This window comes from Mucilaginibacter paludis DSM 18603 (assembly GCF_000166195.2).
GTDB classification, from domain to species: Bacteria; Bacteroidota; Bacteroidia; order Sphingobacteriales; family Sphingobacteriaceae; genus Mucilaginibacter; species Mucilaginibacter paludis.
Genome location: NZ_CM001403.1, coordinates 703,384 through 721,237, shown reverse-complemented (window position 1 = coordinate 721,237; position 17,854 = coordinate 703,384). Strand labels below are relative to the sequence as shown.

At 39.8% G+C, this 17,854-nt stretch carries 16 protein-coding genes and 1 pseudogene; 5 read left to right on the top strand and 12 right to left on the bottom strand.

Features of this window, described 5'->3' with window-relative positions; genetic code table 11:
* Positions 1–24 precede the first annotated feature (24 nt).
* The 7 genes from MUCPA_RS35625 to MUCPA_RS03035 all read right to left on the bottom strand — a co-directional run bounded on the left by MUCPA_RS35625 (position 25) and on the right by MUCPA_RS03035 (position 10,537).
* Complete coding sequence (locus MUCPA_RS35625) at positions 25–471, bottom strand: nucleotidyl transferase AbiEii/AbiGii toxin family protein (protein ID WP_262493016.1); 447 nt, start codon at positions 469–471, stop codon at positions 25–27.
* Positions 472–764: 293 nt separating this feature from the next.
* The gene (locus MUCPA_RS03060; RefSeq protein WP_008504370.1) at positions 765–5,036 is read right to left on the bottom strand and encodes a molybdopterin cofactor-binding domain-containing protein; all 4,272 of its coding nucleotides are present in this window, start codon (positions 5,034–5,036) and stop codon (positions 765–767) included.
* A gap of 155 nt (positions 5,037–5,191) precedes the next feature.
* Positions 5,192–6,049, bottom strand: a complete 858-nt coding sequence (locus tag MUCPA_RS03055) for a 5'-nucleotidase, lipoprotein e(P4) family (RefSeq protein ID WP_008504369.1) — start codon at positions 6,047–6,049, stop codon at positions 5,192–5,194.
* A gap of 217 nt (positions 6,050–6,266) precedes the next feature.
* Positions 6,267–6,761, bottom strand: coding sequence for a cupin domain-containing protein (locus MUCPA_RS03050; protein ID WP_008504368.1), 495 nt, complete (start codon positions 6,759–6,761; stop codon positions 6,267–6,269).
* Between the two features lie 476 nt (positions 6,762–7,237).
* On the bottom strand, positions 7,238–9,295 hold the full coding sequence (locus MUCPA_RS35620; RefSeq protein ID WP_008504367.1) for an amidohydrolase family protein: 2,058 nt from the start codon (positions 9,293–9,295) through the stop codon (positions 7,238–7,240).
* Positions 9,296–9,311: 16 nt separating this feature from the next.
* Positions 9,312–10,031: a cyclodeaminase/cyclohydrolase family protein gene (locus tag MUCPA_RS03040; protein ID WP_008504366.1), complete on the bottom strand. Its 720-nt coding sequence runs from the start codon at positions 10,029–10,031 to the stop codon at positions 9,312–9,314.
* A gap of 26 nt (positions 10,032–10,057) precedes the next feature.
* Entirely contained in the window at positions 10,058–10,537 is a 480-nt protein-coding gene (locus tag MUCPA_RS03035) for a hypothetical protein (protein ID WP_008504365.1), read from the bottom strand.
* Between the two features lie 227 nt (positions 10,538–10,764).
* Between MUCPA_RS03035 and MUCPA_RS03030 the strand changes: the two genes are divergently transcribed.
* The 3 genes from MUCPA_RS03030 to MUCPA_RS03020 all read left to right on the top strand — a co-directional run bounded on the left by MUCPA_RS03030 (position 10,765) and on the right by MUCPA_RS03020 (position 12,971).
* Positions 10,765–11,607 (top strand): hypothetical protein, encoded by an 843-nt coding sequence (locus MUCPA_RS03030; protein WP_008504364.1) that lies wholly within the window; start codon positions 10,765–10,767, stop codon positions 11,605–11,607.
* A 40-nt stretch (positions 11,608–11,647) separates the two neighbouring features.
* On the top strand, positions 11,648–11,890 hold the full coding sequence (locus tag MUCPA_RS03025) for a LytTR family DNA-binding domain-containing protein (protein WP_040625677.1): 243 nt from the start codon (positions 11,648–11,650) through the stop codon (positions 11,888–11,890).
* A gap of 607 nt (positions 11,891–12,497) precedes the next feature.
* Positions 12,498–12,971 carry a DinB family protein gene (locus tag MUCPA_RS03020; RefSeq protein ID WP_008504362.1) on the top strand — a complete coding sequence of 158 codons (474 nt, stop codon included), beginning with the start codon at positions 12,498–12,500 and terminating at the stop codon, positions 12,969–12,971.
* Positions 12,972–13,199: 228 nt separating this feature from the next.
* Here MUCPA_RS03020 and MUCPA_RS03015 read toward each other — a convergent pair whose 3' ends face one another.
* Genes MUCPA_RS03015 through MUCPA_RS03005 form a run of 4 tightly spaced genes read right to left on the bottom strand, consistent with a single transcriptional unit; the run spans position 13,200 to position 15,243 of the window.
* Positions 13,200–14,261, bottom strand: coding sequence for a DUF932 domain-containing protein (locus MUCPA_RS03015; RefSeq protein ID WP_008504361.1), 1,062 nt, complete (start codon positions 14,259–14,261; stop codon positions 13,200–13,202).
* A 5-nt stretch (positions 14,262–14,266) separates the two neighbouring features.
* Positions 14,267–14,434, bottom strand: a complete 168-nt coding sequence (locus tag MUCPA_RS37535) for a hypothetical protein (RefSeq protein WP_008504360.1) — start codon at positions 14,432–14,434, stop codon at positions 14,267–14,269.
* Between the two features lie 4 nt (positions 14,435–14,438).
* On the bottom strand, positions 14,439–14,636 hold the full coding sequence (locus MUCPA_RS03010; protein WP_008504359.1) for a hypothetical protein: 198 nt from the start codon (positions 14,634–14,636) through the stop codon (positions 14,439–14,441).
* Positions 14,629–15,243 carry a hypothetical protein gene (locus tag MUCPA_RS03005; RefSeq protein WP_008504358.1) on the bottom strand — a complete coding sequence of 205 codons (615 nt, stop codon included), beginning with the start codon at positions 15,241–15,243 and terminating at the stop codon, positions 14,629–14,631. Before MUCPA_RS03005 ends, MUCPA_RS03010 begins: the two co-directional genes overlap by 8 nt.
* 650 nt (positions 15,244–15,893) lie before the next feature.
* Here MUCPA_RS03005 and MUCPA_RS02995 point away from each other — a divergent pair.
* Positions 15,894–16,304: pseudogene (locus MUCPA_RS02995) on the top strand (type II toxin-antitoxin system HipA family toxin); the annotation flags it as partial.
* A 135-nt stretch (positions 16,305–16,439) separates the two neighbouring features.
* Here the strand turns inward: MUCPA_RS02995 and MUCPA_RS02990 are convergent.
* On the bottom strand, positions 16,440–16,889 hold the full coding sequence (locus tag MUCPA_RS02990) for a DUF4262 domain-containing protein (protein ID WP_008504357.1): 450 nt from the start codon (positions 16,887–16,889) through the stop codon (positions 16,440–16,442).
* A 331-nt stretch (positions 16,890–17,220) separates the two neighbouring features.
* On the opposite strand from MUCPA_RS02990, the gene MUCPA_RS02985 reads away from it, so the two are divergent.
* Positions 17,221–17,697: a hypothetical protein gene (locus tag MUCPA_RS02985; protein ID WP_008504356.1), complete on the top strand. Its 477-nt coding sequence runs from the start codon at positions 17,221–17,223 to the stop codon at positions 17,695–17,697.
* The last annotated feature ends 157 nt before the right edge of the window (positions 17,698–17,854 follow it).

The window sequence follows — 17,854 nt, the reverse complement described above, 5'->3', positions numbered from 1 at the left end:
GATCCGGATCATCTATTTATCAGCTCACTCGGACTGTGCCTTGTCCTGAAACTTTAACATTCCAGTGAGGTCCTGGAAATATTCACGTCCCCAGATCTTCAACACCGCATCATCAGGGATAAACCGAACGACATCATCTTTTATACTGTTAAAATCGACATTGCTGATCTTCTGCGTTAAAAGCTCCAGAAATTGTTCAGCTGTGATATTTTCATTCTTCCAGTCGCCGGTGTCCTGTGCGCGCAATAGAAAATGATCAAGATCGAGCGGGATACCCTTTTTGATATACCATTCCAGATCGTACCAATCCCGGCCCTTAACGCGGTTTTTCCATTTGCGAAAAAGCAGCGCATGCATTTTCCCGGCAAACAAACTTGGCAGCGTGAAGGTCTTTACGTAGAACGAAAACGGATGGGTCAATAGTTTTTCCTCTGTTTCGAACCCCAATGGTGGTTCGGTATCAACTTCGATCTTGATCTTCTAGTGAAGATATCTTACTTATCTCACGCATTTTAATATTGAGATAAGGTTTGATGAAAAATACTTAGTGGAAAATCGATAACACTTTGAAAAAGAGGCGAGCTCATTTGATTTTTGTAAAGGTTTTTCTGATATAGAAATATCTAATTACATATTTCCAATAAAATTAAAATTCAACAAACTTTTCTTTAGCCGGGTTTTCATGATTCGGTTTGGACTTATTTTGTTCATTACCAACATGAAAAAATAAAGTCCGGGCTTTAAATCTTCAAACTTGTCATTACTTATTTTAAAATATTTTCTGCATTGTAACCGCAGGCATTCTGTATTTTCTCCACCGTTGCCGGCGCACTCAATTCAAACCAGTCAGTAATACGCTGGTCTTTCCTTGCTTCGGCAATAGCATGCCTAATAGCAAAGAACACCGTATTCGCCAGTACAAGTGGAGGCTCACCTGTTGATTTGGATGAATTTATCCCGTAGGTGTCCTGCAACGGATCCATACGGTTATCTGTTCCGTAATATTTCAATAAATAAACATTGAACTGTTGAGGGATGGTTTTACTGCATGGCGGTTTGTATTCCCAAGTGCCGTCTGAGATTATTCTTCCATCTTCTGCGTAAAGCATTTCTTCCGTCGTAAGACAGCCGACTCCCTGTATAAAACCGCCTTCGATCTGGCCTAAATCTATGTAATCATTCAAACTATTGCCTGCATCAAACACAATGTCCGATTGTATGATCTCGAACTTTCCGGTCAAAACATCAACTTCGACTTCAGAGGCTGCAACACAGTTGTTGTAATAATAAAACACCTGCGAATCCGGATTATCGATCTGGTTGTTGCCGTCAGGGGTTGATTTGACCTTACCGAGATTGGGACTTCCGAATGAATATTGAGCCGAAAGATCCTGGCGCGCAGTGTTCATTATTCCCACCAGTTTTTTCCAGTTAGCGGACCAGTTTTCGCTGTTTATCTTGCGCATAAATAGGATCTGATCATCAGTTACATCCGGGTATTTGCGATTACTTGACTTTCCGAAATCGCTGTCGGAATCCTTTATAAAGTCAAGCATATTCTGCTTTAGTATCCTGCAAGCTTTTTTAACTGCTCCACCATTGAGATCTGAGCCTGTGGATGCACCTGTCGAACTTACATTTGGGATTATTGAAGTATTTGTACCGCCGATGCGGATCATTTCAATATCTATCCCAAGTTCAATCGCCGCAATCTGCGCCATTTTAGTGTTGATGCCTTGGCCCATTTCAACGCCGCCATGATGGAGCAGCGCAGATCCGTCAAGATTATAAACCATGATATAAGCGGAACCCTGATTCATTGGCCGGTACGTATAGGATATACCATATTTAAGGGGTACCATGGATATCCCTCTTTTCTTCCACTTATTTTTTTGATTAAAAGTGTCTACCAATTTAACCCTATCATCAAAATTTATAGTTTTCTTGAAATTATTCCAAACCTGGTTAATCCGGTTGTATACCAGCTTTGATCCGTAAGGTGTGACTTGCGGTAATCTGTCGACAAGTCCGTCCTCATAAAAATTCTTCTCCCTGACAACTTCAGGGCGGATTTTTAATATAAAAGCCATATGCTCCACGGCGGTCTCGGTTATCAGCATAGATTGAACCAAACCGAAAGAACGGAAAGCTGTTCTGGACTGGAAATTTGTTCGGTAAACTTTTCCCGTCGTTTTAAACACTGGAATAAAATAGGCGTTCTCTGCGCAGAGCAGAGCCAGGTCCATCACCGGATAGGAACAGTCAAAGGATATACCTCCGTCAGCCTCGTAATCAACTCTCATTCTTGTTATTTTACCGTCATCGTGGGCTACGACAGAATAAGTTCCATCAAACGGGTGGCGCAGCCCTTGCATTCTCATATCAACATTGCGGTTGAGTAGCAGTCGCACTGGCTTATTCAACTTATTCGCAGCGACAGAGGCAGCTACAGCAACATAGACCTGCCTGAGCTCCTTGCCGCCGAATCCGCCGCCGAGACGAGTTGTCCCAACCTTGACATCATGCAAGGGTTTGTTTAACGCCAGTGATATTCTTTTTTGGCAGCTTGCCTGATTTTGCGTTGATGCATATACCTCCAGCTGACCGTCTTCTCTTGGGATCGCCAAAGCGCCTTGCGGTTCCATGTAAAAATGGTATTGCGCTCCGGTCTGCTGACGGCCGTTGACGAAGACTCCTTCAGAAAGTGATTTAGGAGCATTCAGCCAGTCCAGTATCTCCTCTTTTGCCGACGGGCTGTCTGTGACTACATGCCTGAATATAGTTGCCATCCCCTGATCGAATTTACCGGGTTTCTGTATCAACTGGGAATTGTTGTCCCTAGCACTTTGCATACTGGCTATGGTCTTGATCGGTTCCTTGCCGTATTCAATCTGCGTTTGAATAAATTCCGCCGCCGCTTTAGCGGTACGTAGATCCGCACTCACTACGATGCCAATGGGCTGACCAAAACATGTTACCACCCCGTCAGCAAAAATCGGATCATAATATCCGGGGTAGTTCGGATCGAACTGATCGTTGTCAGGATCAGGATGTGGGATATCATCCTTGGTGATATAATGCACATCAGGGAATTCATTTTTAAGTAAAGTCTTCAGCACATTAAGCCCATCCTTATAGATAAACTCAGCATTTCGATTAGTGCTGTAAACATAGAAACTGCTAAGAGTGTCGGCTGAGACGGAAAGATCATGCGTATATTTTGCCTGACCGTTCAGCTGGGGTTTAGAATCTATTTTGAAAGGACTGTCCTTACCTATTGGTGTGGTTTTAGCCTGTATATTGATTACCTGTGCAGATGGTACACCGGAGAGGGTCAGGTGATCCAGGATTGGCGCATTTGCGATTTTCATGCTTGCAGGTTGCAAAAAAGACGCAAAAGCCGACGTAGGCTGTACAACCACACCTTGAAAAAATGCTGAAGGAAATGGCTGATGAGAACCGGCAGCGATAGGACGGGCTTTATCTAGTGCGGACAAGTTCTCACATGGGGGATCCATCTTTAATTGCTCAGTTACAAAAACAAAAAATTTGTAGAACAGGTTGGTGACAAGCTTCCGCTTGTAGAGCGTGCTGATGCCAATATCATCAATATCAGCCATATATTCGTCCGCCTCATCTTCCAAAGCTGGAAGAACTTTGGCTAACATATCTTTATCCCATACAAGGCTGCTGTCTGAAAGGACTGCTCCTTCTACTTTTTCAAATTCCTTTGCGACAGTAGCTATACCGCCATAAACGATTTTCAGTGATTTTATAGTTTTATCTTCTTTCACTTTACACCGAAATGCCGCGTTTACAATAGGATGTGAGTTTTGGGTTCTTCGGGCTACACGATAGGTATAAACGATCTCAGCCGGATCTGAATAAGGAATAAGGATGCCGGTTATCAAAAACCCGTCTGAAAGTTCCGTTAGTAAAGGAAATTCATTAACAAGAACGCTTTGCTTCTTCAAGTCCGATGTGATGTATTCGATCTTTGCACCGAGCATCAGGAATACCGTAAATAAGTCTCCCGGGAATGGTTTCGTTGATCCTTCATGATTTTTCACCATCATCAGGCTGCCGGCAACTGAAGCCGCAGACCGCACCTGTACGCCGGCAATACCTTTAATGTGCTTTGCCAAAGCACTAAACCCGTTATAATTTGGCAAACTATTCTCCAGCAGACGGTTAAGATATTCGAGCAGTTCATTGATGGTAACTCCTCCTGAAAGATGGAGACCATCATGTTTAAGGGTAATTTTCTTCCATTCCGGAAGTGCGGAAACATCAATGAATACCTTGGGGTCCTCAACATCCGATTTATAAATGCCTATTGATGTATTTCCCTGAACGATCTTAACTTTCCCAAGTACAGGCTGGTTTACTTTCAGTAATTGAAACACCTCTTTTACACTTAAGGGCCGAAACCATTTGTCCTGATCCTTTGAAATTTCAAGTCTGACAGGGGCATGGAAGTGGTCTTTATTGAGGTTAAGCTCGGCTGTTCCGATCCCAGTGCCCTTCACAGGATCTGCAGCTTCAGCGGTCTCGTGCATGGCATTTAGAATCGAGATATATCCCGTACATCTGCAAATATTTCCTGCAAACTGATCTTCGACCGCCTGGCTATCAGGCGAGGGGTCTTTTCTGAGCAGTCCAAACATTGTTGTTACGAATCCCGGAGAACAATATCCACACTGGGAGCCGCATTTTTTAACCATATTAGTTTCAATGGAAGCGCAGGCAGGTATCGGCGAAAGATATTCTATCGTTGATACAGCTGTTCCGTCAAGTGAACAAAGCGGACGCAAACATGAATTGACCGGTACGTCAATAATGCGATCAAATTCGAAATCGTAATGCGACCATAACACGGTGCATGCGCCACAGCCTCCTTCACCGCAACTGAGCTTGGTTCCTGTAAGATTAATTTCCGGGGACCTCAAATAATCTATTAGGAGATCTTTAGGATGAACGTTAGTCACTTCGACTCTTTCACCATTAAGAACAAAGACCACGTTGCTTTTGGACATTACACTGCTCATTATTATGATTTGAAAACTTGACTTAAATAACGTTTTTAATAATCTGCGAAACCCATGGTCTATTCGTTTAAATATTCACATATGAATTTCCCACATCCATGCTTGACAACCTCTATTGCATGGACCTGGTTCACAAACCGAACCTATTTGGTGATCAGAAAACCTCTCCTAATCGATTCTTTTAATCCTATTGGCAAAGGTTGTCCAGGATGAGCTTTTTTATATTCATTATAAAAAACACTCTCCCAATCACCATAAACAGCGTTTGGAAAAACAATATATGACTTTCCGAATTTGCTTTTCAAGTTCTGGGCCATTTGGTTTCGGTCCTCGATATTCTTATAGTCGAACCTCTTATCGAAGTCCGCAAGATTATCGCCGAGGAATAATATCACAGAATTCTTTTGTTCTACCAGGTTCCTTCGGTATTCCTTCGAATTTAATTTGGAGCTGTCCGGACTGCAAAAAAGGAAATGATCATTATCCGACGCAGATGTATAAGGGAAACCCAGCGCGTGCATGTTTTCCCTGGTCGCATTGATGATATCCGGTGTAGCCGTTCTGTTAGAGATATAATAGATGTCTATCTTATTTTTGTAGGCATATTGAAAAAAATCGACCGCTCCGGGAACGGCTTTTGCAGTTTTGTGCAGCCACCAGTCCTTCAGCGTATTCACTGTGGAATTGATAGTCACGGTTGAATCATGCATATATAAGCGGGAGTTACAAGCGCTGTTGTCTATAGCCGTTTCATCAAGATCAGTAATAATAGCAAGCGGCTTGTGTGCGCCTTTGGCGGTTCTGGCTGCTGCGATCCTTTCCTTGGCAAGATTATAAGCCTGAAAACATAGAGCTTTATATTCTGCAGCACGCTGCTGGTATAGCATACCCAGTACAGACTGCTCATCTGCCTGGTCAAAAGAAACAATTTTGCCGGTTATAAACGAGGACAGAAGTACAAGAAATACTCCGCCGAAAATTAAGGTTAGTTTTTTTTTCATATTTAAACGGTGTATAATATGATTATGGAATCAAAAAAGCAGAAAACTCACACGCGGGTCGTTTCTTCATTATACGGTGAAATTCTTCGCTATCCCACAATAATTTGCGATTAAAACATCTAGGTTCTGGCAGTAATTGTTGAAAAAGCTTCGATGTCCGTCAAAATTTGGGCTCATAAAAATTAATATATGCCTCTGAACTGCTACGAACCTTTGATTAAACTCTGATGAGATTGTCCAAAGTCAAAGCGTCTTTCATATCAAGCTTTCCGGCGTTGATTTGGGTTCCATCCTCCTTATAAATAAAGGTACTTCCGTCCTTCAAAAAGTATACGGGAACGGACGAGAAATATTTATATTGGATAGATGTTTTTTCCGCGAAAAATGGGCCATGGAGCTGACCCGTTGGAATGACATTAAAAGTTCCGGGAGTTATAATAGTATCATTTGAACGCAGGCGTCCTTCCACTAAAAAAAGTGTCTGAACAGAAGGATGGTAATGTTCGGGAAACGTTGCACCTTTTTCAACTTTAGCAAGCTCTATTGTGGCTCCGGTTACCCTATCCATAAAAAGGACCTTATTATAAATGCCTTTCCAGGGAAGTTTAACCCAATCATACTCCGTATGTTTGCCTAATCTTGTGAATGGAGGCATCAATGAAGATGCAATCTTTGAGATTTCTTTAGCGTCAATTTTTCCGAGATTTTCCATGATTTTGTGATTTTAATTTTATAAGAAATATAAAAAGTAGGTTTAGAGAATAAAGCGTGGCGAATACTCACAAATTAACTTAAAATAAGTAAAATAAGTCTACTTAAGTTACTGATTAAAAGTTATTTGATATAAATGTATTTATTTATTTTTTAATAAAACAAGTGTTTTAATAATTTTTATTAAATCTGATTATTTTTAGAGGAAAAGATCAAACTCAGGGGAAAGTCCTAAACATCATTGATGACTATTTACTGGAAAAGAAAAAACGGTTGACGGAGATGCAGCATTTTGAAAAACCGGCGCTTTACGCCCTGACTTCAGGGAGCATTTAAAAGTGTAACCTGTTTGTACATATCGGTCAATTCACCTAAATCTTGTCCGCCCGCCTTTACGGCGAGCATAATTCAACGATTTTGACGGGTCTCACATCCCGGTGACCGCATTTTGTAGATAATTATTTTAGTTTTCTATATTCACTTCTTATGGTCATCATTAAATTTCTTATATCTATTTTCCGCGAGAATTAAGAGCTGACCACTTCCCGTAAGCCGCTCGATCTTAGCGGCGGAACTGATGATCTTGTATGAAAATGTTTTGACCCCTTTTGGCGTAAAACTTGATTCCTTGATCACAGTAATTGAATCTCCCGGCATTAATAAGAACTCATCTTTAAAGGCTGTCTTTGTATATCTGTCCGGAAACCTTGCCGCGACAACGCTATCCACTACTGTAGGCGTTCCTCCCCCGAAAACGGCCCCCGATGCTATAATTGATAATTTCACCGGATGAGTGAGCGAATTACTCACTGAGATTTTAACGCTGTCAGGTTTGCGGATGGATCTGTACCTATATAAATAAGTTGCCAGGTTTTGAGCGGTCAAAGAAATATTTTCCGACCATATCTTTCCTTTATCATGTGCTAAATCCGCTGCATTTGCAATTTCTGTAAGATCTGTGGCCAGGGTGTTCTCATTGAGGTTTTTGAGCTTGCCGTCTTCTACTTCCAGCTTACCATTTGCTATAACCGTTTTCACATTTCTTGTATTTGCACTGTAGATCAGCAGAGAGATCAAGGTTTTAAGACGAATTGGAGATAAGCCAAGTTCGTTGGCTGAAATCATGGTAATGTTCGCATTTTTTCCAACGTCTACGGAACCGGTCTTTTTGTCAATTTTTAAAGCTTTTGCGCCATTGATGGTGGCACTTTGTAAAATATCCCAATCGGTTATATTTTTGGACATCTGGACGTTTGACAACTTTATTTTGTAAACGTTCCACATTTCTCTCATCGCTGAAAACATGTCAATGCCGTCATTGCTGGCGGCCCCATCCGTTCCAAGGCTGACGTTGATACCATTTCTTAGATAATCGTCTACAGGAGCAATCCCCGACGAGAGATATAAATTGGACTCCGGGTTATGGGAAATAGCTGCGTTATATTTTTTTAGGATGTCAATATCTTCATTTTGTAGCCAGACGCTATGTATAGACAAAAAGTTATTCAATCCTTTTAGATAATCCAATAAAATCAAAGGTGATATCAGGCGGGTGGCAAAAAGGTTTTCCATGCTTTTTTTCTCAAAAGCGTTGAGGGGCTTGTAAATTGTGTCTTTCTTACTGATCAATAAGGAGTCACTAACCAATATCTGCCTTTTTAGGTTGACCATGGCCTGGTATGCGTCAACATTTGAGGGACGGCCAAGGCTTGTTAAAGCCTTTAGAAATGCCTTATCCTGAGAATTAATTGATAAGCCAAAGCGAGCATAATATTGCTTGGCTGTATCGTAAAAATCCTTTTGTTCCTGATTGTTTTCCATCGTATGTTCACTGAAATTCATATTTAGCTGATTGCCTATCACGATGCCGGAATATACCTGGGGGATATGGTAAAAAGAAAGCGGTCCATAACCCATCCAAATATCGAATTGCTTTTTATATTTTTCCCGTAAGACGGGTATCTCTTTTAATTTTATGCTGTCGGGTACAAAGACCGAGGGATTATTATAGACTATTGCGCCGTTTAATCCTGCATCCCTCATTGCTTTGACATTTACTTCAAATGCGTAATCATTGAAAGAGAGGGAGGCATAGTCAGAAACGGTGGTAATGCCTGATAACAATGCTTCTCCTGAAGCGGCAAGCACCACTTTATATAACTGTGCCGGTGTGAGGTAGTGAATATCATCATAGACCTTGATCCAAACCTGCAAACTCTCTTTCGGATAGCAGGATTTACAGACGTGCTGCCATAGGTGAGTATGGGTATCGACAAATCCTGGCAAGGTTATCATCCGGGAACCATCAATTACTTTCTTTGATGCGTAGGCTAAAGAACCGTCTGTAATAGCGATGATCTTGCCCTTTTCGATGGCTATTGTTTTGTGTTTTAAAATCTGTTTATTAACGACGTCGACAAGTGTTGTATTCTTGATCAAGATATCCACGGGCCTTTTTTTTGGTTGTGCAAATGCGTTCCCATTGTAAAACAGACCCGATATAATTAGCAAACCATAAAAAAAGTATCTTTTCATAGGATTAGGATTTGTGTTATGGATTCAAGGCAGCGAAAATTGTTTTTTCTTTAGCCGTCATATGGTCAACTTCCATTTGGAAAGCTGCGCGTTCCCTGGAAGGCAGTTGTCCGATATCGTCCTTCGCCAGGATGACCAGCGCCTGAAAGCAACCATTAAGTAAGTTCTCAGCAGATTTGACATCACTAAAAACAACTTGTGCAGTAACTTTTTCCGCAGGCCGGAAAAGCTCGAAAACTGATAATACCTGCTTTGCGGAATTAATTGGTGAATTCGTGGCTTTTAAAAGGAGCGCGTGCATGGAGGAATCTTTAAACCGCTGTTGCGCCGGACTCTGGTGCGGAAGGTGTCCAACTTCGATAAACTGCTGAAAGATATTATTATCCGTATCAGCAAGCATGGAAAGAGAATCCCTTTTTTCTGCAGCGAGCGCTATTAACGAGTCAATAGTTATTTTGGAGGACCCTGTCGCATGACCACCGGACACTTGCAGCGCCATTAAGAGCAGATTGGCCGATAAAGCTGCTTCCGTCAGGCTTACACAGCCACCGGTAATAACTGGTTTCGGCCGGTCCATCAAATTAAGGTAATCAATTAATTTAAGCTGCCAGACAGTTGGCAGAGCGGACGAATTTTCCAGAACTTTATTTTTTTGTTGCGCGCTGATTTTTCCGGCAAAAAGCAGCATCATTAATGCAACAGCTATTACTTTATGTAACTGTAATAAATATTTCATATCGATTGCCCTAAAAATGCTGCCTATTATTGAAAACCAAATTTTGCATAGACCGCACTTTTCGCAGTAGCATAGTCCAGCTTTGAAACAATGAAATCATCGTAAAGGCCTGGTTGAACGGTTGTATCAATATCAATCTGCAAAGAGATATAAATACTGTTTTGCTGAAATGCAGTAATTTGAACGTCAATGCTGGTCATCGTAGCACCATCCTTCATTTGCACGGTCGCCAAAAGCGTTTCCTTCCAATGATACGAACCTTTCGGATTTTCGGAATACCCAAAAACGGAAATCTTATGTCCCGGATACCCTCCGAATATATTGACCGCGTTCGTGTATATGTTTAAAGTGATCACATCATCTACTGGAGCAGCTGTATTGATATTCGCTATTGTTACAGGGAATTTGAGAGAAAGGCCGGAATAAGCTGCATCGCCATATATACCGGGTTCATCTCCAAGTTGTACTTTTCCTTCCCACAGGAAGATGGATTGTGGTGCTGTCATGATAAATTAGGTTTAGAATAATAGATAAAAGAATATCGCTGACTATTAGAAAGTTAGTTTCAAATGTCAATTATTTTCGACTAAAATTATTTATTAATTTCTTAAAAATGAAATGCTTGGCAGCTTATTTTATATTTTAGAGAATTATATAATGGTAGATGTTCTGGCTTAGGTTCAACAATTAGAAATATGGCTCTGATCAATACTAAACTTATACGTATATTTCCATGAAAACATCCTCTAATGGCCCGTTTCTATCTTATCACTCGCAAAAAAGATTATCGGAAATCAGGGCGTCCTCGATGAATGGCCAACAAAATGAGTTGAGCAAATTCAAGGATTGGGCGGTATGGATTCCAGTTGCCACTGCGCTGATTTATTTCTATGCTTGGTTCTTTGAATTTGTTACCTGTATGAAATTAGGTATTCCGGCAAACTTAATAGAACCGACTACAGGATCGATCTTATTTTTTGCATTCGTACTTTGTAGCTTTTCTATCGCAGGAAGCTTTTTTTTTGGCGGGATATATGTCGTTGTTAAAGACGCTAAATTTTGGTCGGGTATCTTTTCGTTGCTCGGCCTAGTTGCGCTTACCAACATTGCTTATTTTTTTACCAACCGCACATGGTCTTTGGACGAAGGGTTAAGAATGGCGTTACTTGGGTTTTATGGGTGGCTGATCTTATTTGCTTATTGGCTATTTATTAAACTGTTTCTTCGAAATGCGTCTTGGAAAAGAATTTTCATCATATTATTTGAGGACGGAGACAACGTCTTAAAAGACTTTGTTACGTTATTACGTACAAGGTTTGTTTTCGTCATTGTGATCGGAGTTTTGTTTCTTACCTATTGGTGTGCGTTGGCATCGGTCTGGGTAAATCCTCCGAGTGTAAGGATACTTGGAAATGAGAAGTTAGTCATTGTCAAAAAGTACAATGACGTTTTCATTTGCCGCTATATGGATTCTACCAATACGGGGTTTAAATTAAATGACCGCGTTAAGTTGGTAAAGATTGAGGGGAGCGCCGGGCTAACCACCCAGGAGATGACGCCGGCACCTGGCTATTGACACCTTGCCCCAAAAATCTACTTAGTTGTGCCCTACGATCATGACTCTTGATAAAAATGAGTATCAGATAACACAATCCTTAGACGAAGTTCATAAATTATTATCGCCAACACAATTCTTCAGAGTGACCAGACAGTATTTGGTGAATTTTACAGCAATTAGAGAAGCGAAACATTATTTTTCGCGTAAGCTTATTGTCAAATTAACAATTCCAACTGAAGAAAAAATATTGTTAGGAAAAGAGAAAGTTACAGCATTTTTGAGCTGGTTAGAAAATAGATGAAATCAAATCAAAAAAGGTTTGAGCTGTAGAAAGGCAAAGACGAATCGGTATGCGCTTAGTTGTTTGACTATGATCTATTATTTTAACCTATTGTAATCATTTTGTATAATTAAAAATACCTTAAATCGTGATTGTCAATCTACTTTATGCATCCATAAATTACATAAATTCTGATAATCAATTTTTTAGCAAATTGAAGTAACATATTAGTAACATGAAATTTTTATGTATAAATAGCATAATATATTAAGCGAACATAATTTAACAGATAGCCAAGACAATTTTTTTTCTGTTAAACGCTAATGAATTTTAATTCATCCAATAAATTGGTGATTTTGACTAGCACGGCGTTTTTATGCGTCTTTTCTATTGAGATGCCTATTCAAAGACTTGTAATAATTTTATTGCTATAATATATTGATAATCAGAATACTTAGTAAAGACTAGCTTACTCGGCTTTGTGAACCGTATCATAAACAATTGAATCAATATAATTCTTGCGAGTATATTCCAAAAAATCAGATATCAATGTCGAACTTTCATGCGAAAAGGGTATTTTAGAAGACATTACGGCTTCTTTCGTTGCTAAAGACTTAAACCTACTTAAATGATTAATGTACGTTTCGAATGTGAAATTTTAAGGGCTAGCAGGACTAGGCTAGCGCAATTGATTGAAAAAAGCACTTACGAAATATTATTTAAAATTCCAGACGGTTTTAACAATAATATAATTTGGCAAATTGGTCATTGTATCACTTCTCAACAAAGGCATATTTATATGCGTAGCGGATTACCAATGTACATATCTAAAGAATTCGAGGATTCCTTCAAAATTGGATCGTCTCCAGATTCTTGGAAAATTACTCCAGATGTTAATGAGGTGAAACATTTATTGATTGATACAGTGAACCACCTTGAATCAGATCTGGAATCCGGATTATTTGTTAATTATGAGCCCTTTGATTTACCCATCGGATTTCAAGTAAAAAACCATGTCCAAGCACTACAAGCCGCTAATTATCACGAAGCGGAGCATAGTGGGCAGATTTTTACGTATTTGAAGCTGCTAGTCAAAGAATGAAGTATAATAGATTTTTACAGTTTGAAAAGGATTAACGATGACATACTTTAGTCCATTCTTGCTTTATAGCTAAGGTAGTCGGTGTTATCAAAAATGCAGCGCCCCCTGTTTTCACCAAAGATCATTAAACCATAAGAAAACAGGGGGCGTTCTTCGGGCGGGCGATAGCCCGCCGCCGGGCAATTTTCAAAGTAAGGGGGATTGCTCCCCCTGAGTGAAATTTTAATTTTAAATCAGTGCTTCGCCACCCTGGTTGGCAAAATCACGGCAAAGATTGAACGCTGTTTGCGCTCTTAGTTTTGCTGTGCCATCCATTATAGATTTAAATTTTACTTCGTCGCTTTTGAAACTGCGTACATTTTGAAAATAGCCTGTTACACTATTGTATGCGCCAAATACAGTTCCTGCGGTTGTTTCCATTTGCTGGGTTTGGCTTCCCAAAGCATATTCATACACATTATCTACAATGTTGGTGTAGTGAGTGGATAGCATTTCCGTTTTGCCTTCCGCTAAATTCTGTAACACTTCTTTATTTGGTGCCATTGCGATCTGTATCAATTTTTTAACCTCTGCATCAGTAATGCGCACTTTGGCCCAATGGTTAAATAAGCCTTCCATTTCACCCGATAATAAACTGGTGATACCCATTAATGTATGCGCCTGTTTCAGCCTTTCGGTAGCGGATGACGTGTGGCGTATTTTAATCGCCCCTGAATGGTTTTGCATGGCAGCGTTAAGCGTGTTGTTGCAAACTATTCTAATTGGCGTAAAAGCTGCTGTTATGCTTCCTAACCCATCGTGCGAAGTAGTTAAAAACAAGTACTGCTCTATCCAGTCTTTAACACCCACCCGTATATAATCGGGTAACTTTGCCGTAATAAATACCCTTTCACCGTTTCCTAACGCCCCAGCTGTTTCGTATAAAACACCATCGCCACCGCCAACTATAGCATCAAAAAAAGAAAATGCATCCCTGTTTTGTACCACTTCATAGTCATTGCCCACTACGCCCAAAACCTGCTCGGTATCTGCGCGAACGGTAGCAAAGAAATTAGGTACTTCTATTTCAGGGATCATCATATCGTCGCTTCCCTCGCCTAAATGGTTAGCGGTATCATAGGTAAATAAAGGGCGTTTTTCTACAATATAATCCAAACCTGCGTGTTGTATAGCTTCGCTGCTGGTCGGATAACGATCAATAATCTGCCCTAAGCCTTGCCAGGCTTTTTCCTTTACGCTCATAAAGCTGTTTTTTCCTGTTTTCTGATTGAAATTTATTTGATGTGCCATGACGTTTATTTTTTAGTTTTTAATTGTATGAGTTCGGTTGCTGTCACTTCCACGTTTTCGGTACTGCTTACGCTGTAAACTGTTTCCGTTTGCAGTTCTGCTATCGCATCGTGTATGTTGGGGTAACTGGTTTTGATCCTGACCTTAACCAGTAAATAAATCGTGTCTTCCATTGCCTTACTGATAGGTATTTATAAAATCGTTTAATTCCATTTGAAACCTTGCTGGATTATCCTGCGCCAACTGTTCTGCATAACCATCCCAAAATATTTGGTTGGTTAACTCTATAAATTGCTCGTATATCGGGTTATCTTTTGAGGTGAAATTTAAAAATGCCCCCGGCTTGCCACCGGGAGCATGTGGTTTACTAAGCATTTGGAAAAATGATATTAGCTTCAATGTCGGCCAGTTTTTCATGGCAGGCATCAAAAATGAACTGCGATACCATGCGGATAAGGTTTGGCGTGTTGGTGATAAATTCCCGGCCTTTGTCGTCTTTAATAATCAGTTTACAACCCTGATACGGGTTACTTTCCAGTTCGTCGCTTTCTTCAATCAGTTTCACCTCAAAATCTTCTAATATTTTGATACGGCCAATCAGGGCTAAACGCTGAATGCTTAAGCGGTGGAGGTCGCCAACCGATTTTAAAGTCTGCTCTAAGTTCAAAGCGATTTTTTTAGGCTCGGCTTTTACCTCTTCCACTGATTCGGGCTTTGGCGCTTCGTCTAATCCCTGTCCTGTGGTGTAGGGCGCAATGTTAGCGGGTTGGTTATCCACTGTAGCGGGGCAATCGGTCTTAACCTCGGTAGTTTTGGTTGCCTCAACTTTCGGAGTTTGGGCAGGTGTTTGATTTTTAGCGTTTTCATCTTCTTTGGCTTCCTTTTGGGTTAAGCTTGGGCGGTTTTCAACTCGGTTTGCTGTTTGGTTGTTTTTTGCTGTTGCACCTTGTACACCGTTTGCATTTTTTTCTGCTGTTTTCATTTTTTAAATGATTTAAAAGGGTTAAAAATTTGTTTTTTTGTTTCCCTCTTTTCCCGAAGACTTCCCTAAAAAGCTATTTTTCAAAAGAAAAAACGGAAAAAAAGAAAGCAAAAAAAGGGTGCCCGCAGCAGGCAAAAGGAAACGGAATAATTGGAGGGGACCCTTTGGGGAGGAAACCGTTTATGCCGTAGTCTTTTGCGGATGTTTCAGTAAATTTTTAAGAAATGCGGGCAAAACCTTAGCTGCCTTTTTCTCCGTTTCGATTGGAAAATAGCACCTTGAAGCATCTGATCTATTAGCAGTAAATTAAGTGCAGAGAGAAGGCAAGCGCAGCTTTTCCCAGCGTAGCGGGTAAACAAGTGAAGTCCTGAGCGATGCTCTTAATTGGAGTTAAAAACAGGCGCTACAACAGCGGATGCTTTTGCAGCGTGGCAAAAATGCAGTAGCCGGATATTGTTCTTCTAATGCTTATAAAAGTCATCATTAACTAACTAAAGCTAACTTAATGATGGAATAAGCAATCATTAACCTGTTTTAAAGCCTCAGTGATGGAAAAAACAAGCGCGGAATGGTTCGCTATGAGCGTTCAAACCTTTCGCACGTTGCAGCATTTTGATTTTAACAATGTCCGCTCTTAAAGTTATGAGCAACTCTTTCGAACGATGCGCTTTTTACGCTTAGACTATCCGCAGGCCGAGCAAATGTACCGCCGGATGGTTTTTAATGTGCTGGCAAGAAACTGCGATGACCATACCAAGAGCTTTGCCTTTACAATGGACAAACAAGGGCGATGGGCTTTAGCTCCGGCTTATGATGTATGCCATGCTTACCGCCCGGATAGCCCCTCGGTCAGCCAGCAATCATTAAGCGTTAACGGAAAAAGGCAAGGCATAGACCGAAAAGACCTACTGGAAGTAGCAAAACAAATGACCATAAAAAAATCCGATGAAACCATCAGAGAAATCGAAAGCATCCTCAAACAATGGCCGGACTACGCAAATCAATGTAATGTTGAATCTGTTTTGCAAAAAGCTATAGCTGAAACATTGATTCAATTGTAATGAATAAAATCAAGAGACTATTGGTTCGATTCCCGCCCTGGGTACTATTTTAGGGAAGTTGTCAATTTTATTGACAACTTTTTTTATGGGGTAACTTATCGAAAAAAGGTTGGAGCACCACTTTTATTTGCACAGTTATTTCAAATTTCCCAATACTTTTTGGTCGTAGTTATAGCCTACTTCATTGGGAAATTTTCCATTTAGGTCTGGAAAAATAAGTTGTAAATATTCATAATTGCTATTCTCGTAAAATTTAACCGAAGTGAGAGCATACTCCTCAACGTCCGAATTTTTCAAGCTAATAAAGTAAACAGCAAACCTATCGCTCAAGTTTTGAATCTTCCTATGCAACGGCACTTCGGCGAATTTAAATTTGCTTACGTAGTTTTCAATTAATTCTCCAGATAAATTTGGCCCAAGTCCTGATATAAAAAGTTCTGGTATTTTAAAATTTTTAAATATGCCGGTTGAATATGCAAAAGGAGTAAAATCAATTTCTTCAAGTACTGCTGTTGTATGATATCCTTTATTTTTGATATTCTTATAAACCTTATTAAAATAATCTTCTTTCTTTTTATCGTCCATTGTATTTATGATAAAGTAAACCTGACACCATCAAGGCTTGGCGACTTAGACAAACTTACTAAAAACTGAAAAGCAAGTGGTGATTTTTAACCAGACAGACTGATCAAGTCAAAAATAGTAATGCCCTTAATCACCATAAAAATGTTTAGATATTCTTCCCGCCGCCTATTTCATTTTATGCGATTAAACGTCCAAGAAGCTCAATGTCCGCCAAAAAATGATCCGAAATTTGTATCTTTTGGAGTACTATTTATGACAAGTAGCCAATTTTATTGGCTGCTTTTTTTATGGAATTAACTTTAGTACTTTTAAAAGCTTATCAAATTATAAAATGGATTTTTCAATTACCTCGAAGTTGGACAAAGGAGACTATATCAAAGTGATGTTCATTGGTCTTTACAAAAAACCGTATTACATAATGGCCACTATTTTGGGACTTTGTCTTTTAATAATTTCAATATTAAACTATTTAAATGCCATAAGTTTCGAGGTTTACTCACCCTTTACCGACGCTGTTTTAGGTTTATTTTTACTACTATCTCCATCAATAATTGTATTTTTTGCTGTTAGCCAAGCTAAATCAAATCCAAGTTTACTAAATGACATGACTTATACTTTTAACGAGGAAAGTATGGCTGTTAATGGATTGACCTTTAAAAGTGAGTTCTTATGGGAGCATATTATTAAGCAAAAAGAGATAGGCAAGTTTTTAATTCTATATCACACACAAAAATTTGGAAATTTTATTGATAAGTCAAAACTAACGTCAGAGGAATTGCTTTTTATAAAGTCAAAAATAAAGAAATAATTGGGACGCCATCATTTATCCTGCAATGGTTCAATCAATAACGGGTTAGATATTTAAAATCGGCCTCAATCATCAAATAGAGTGGCTAAACGTTTCAAGTCATCTAAAAATTGGTTCGTGGGGACGTCGGGTTTGAGTACAATTTATGACAAGTAGC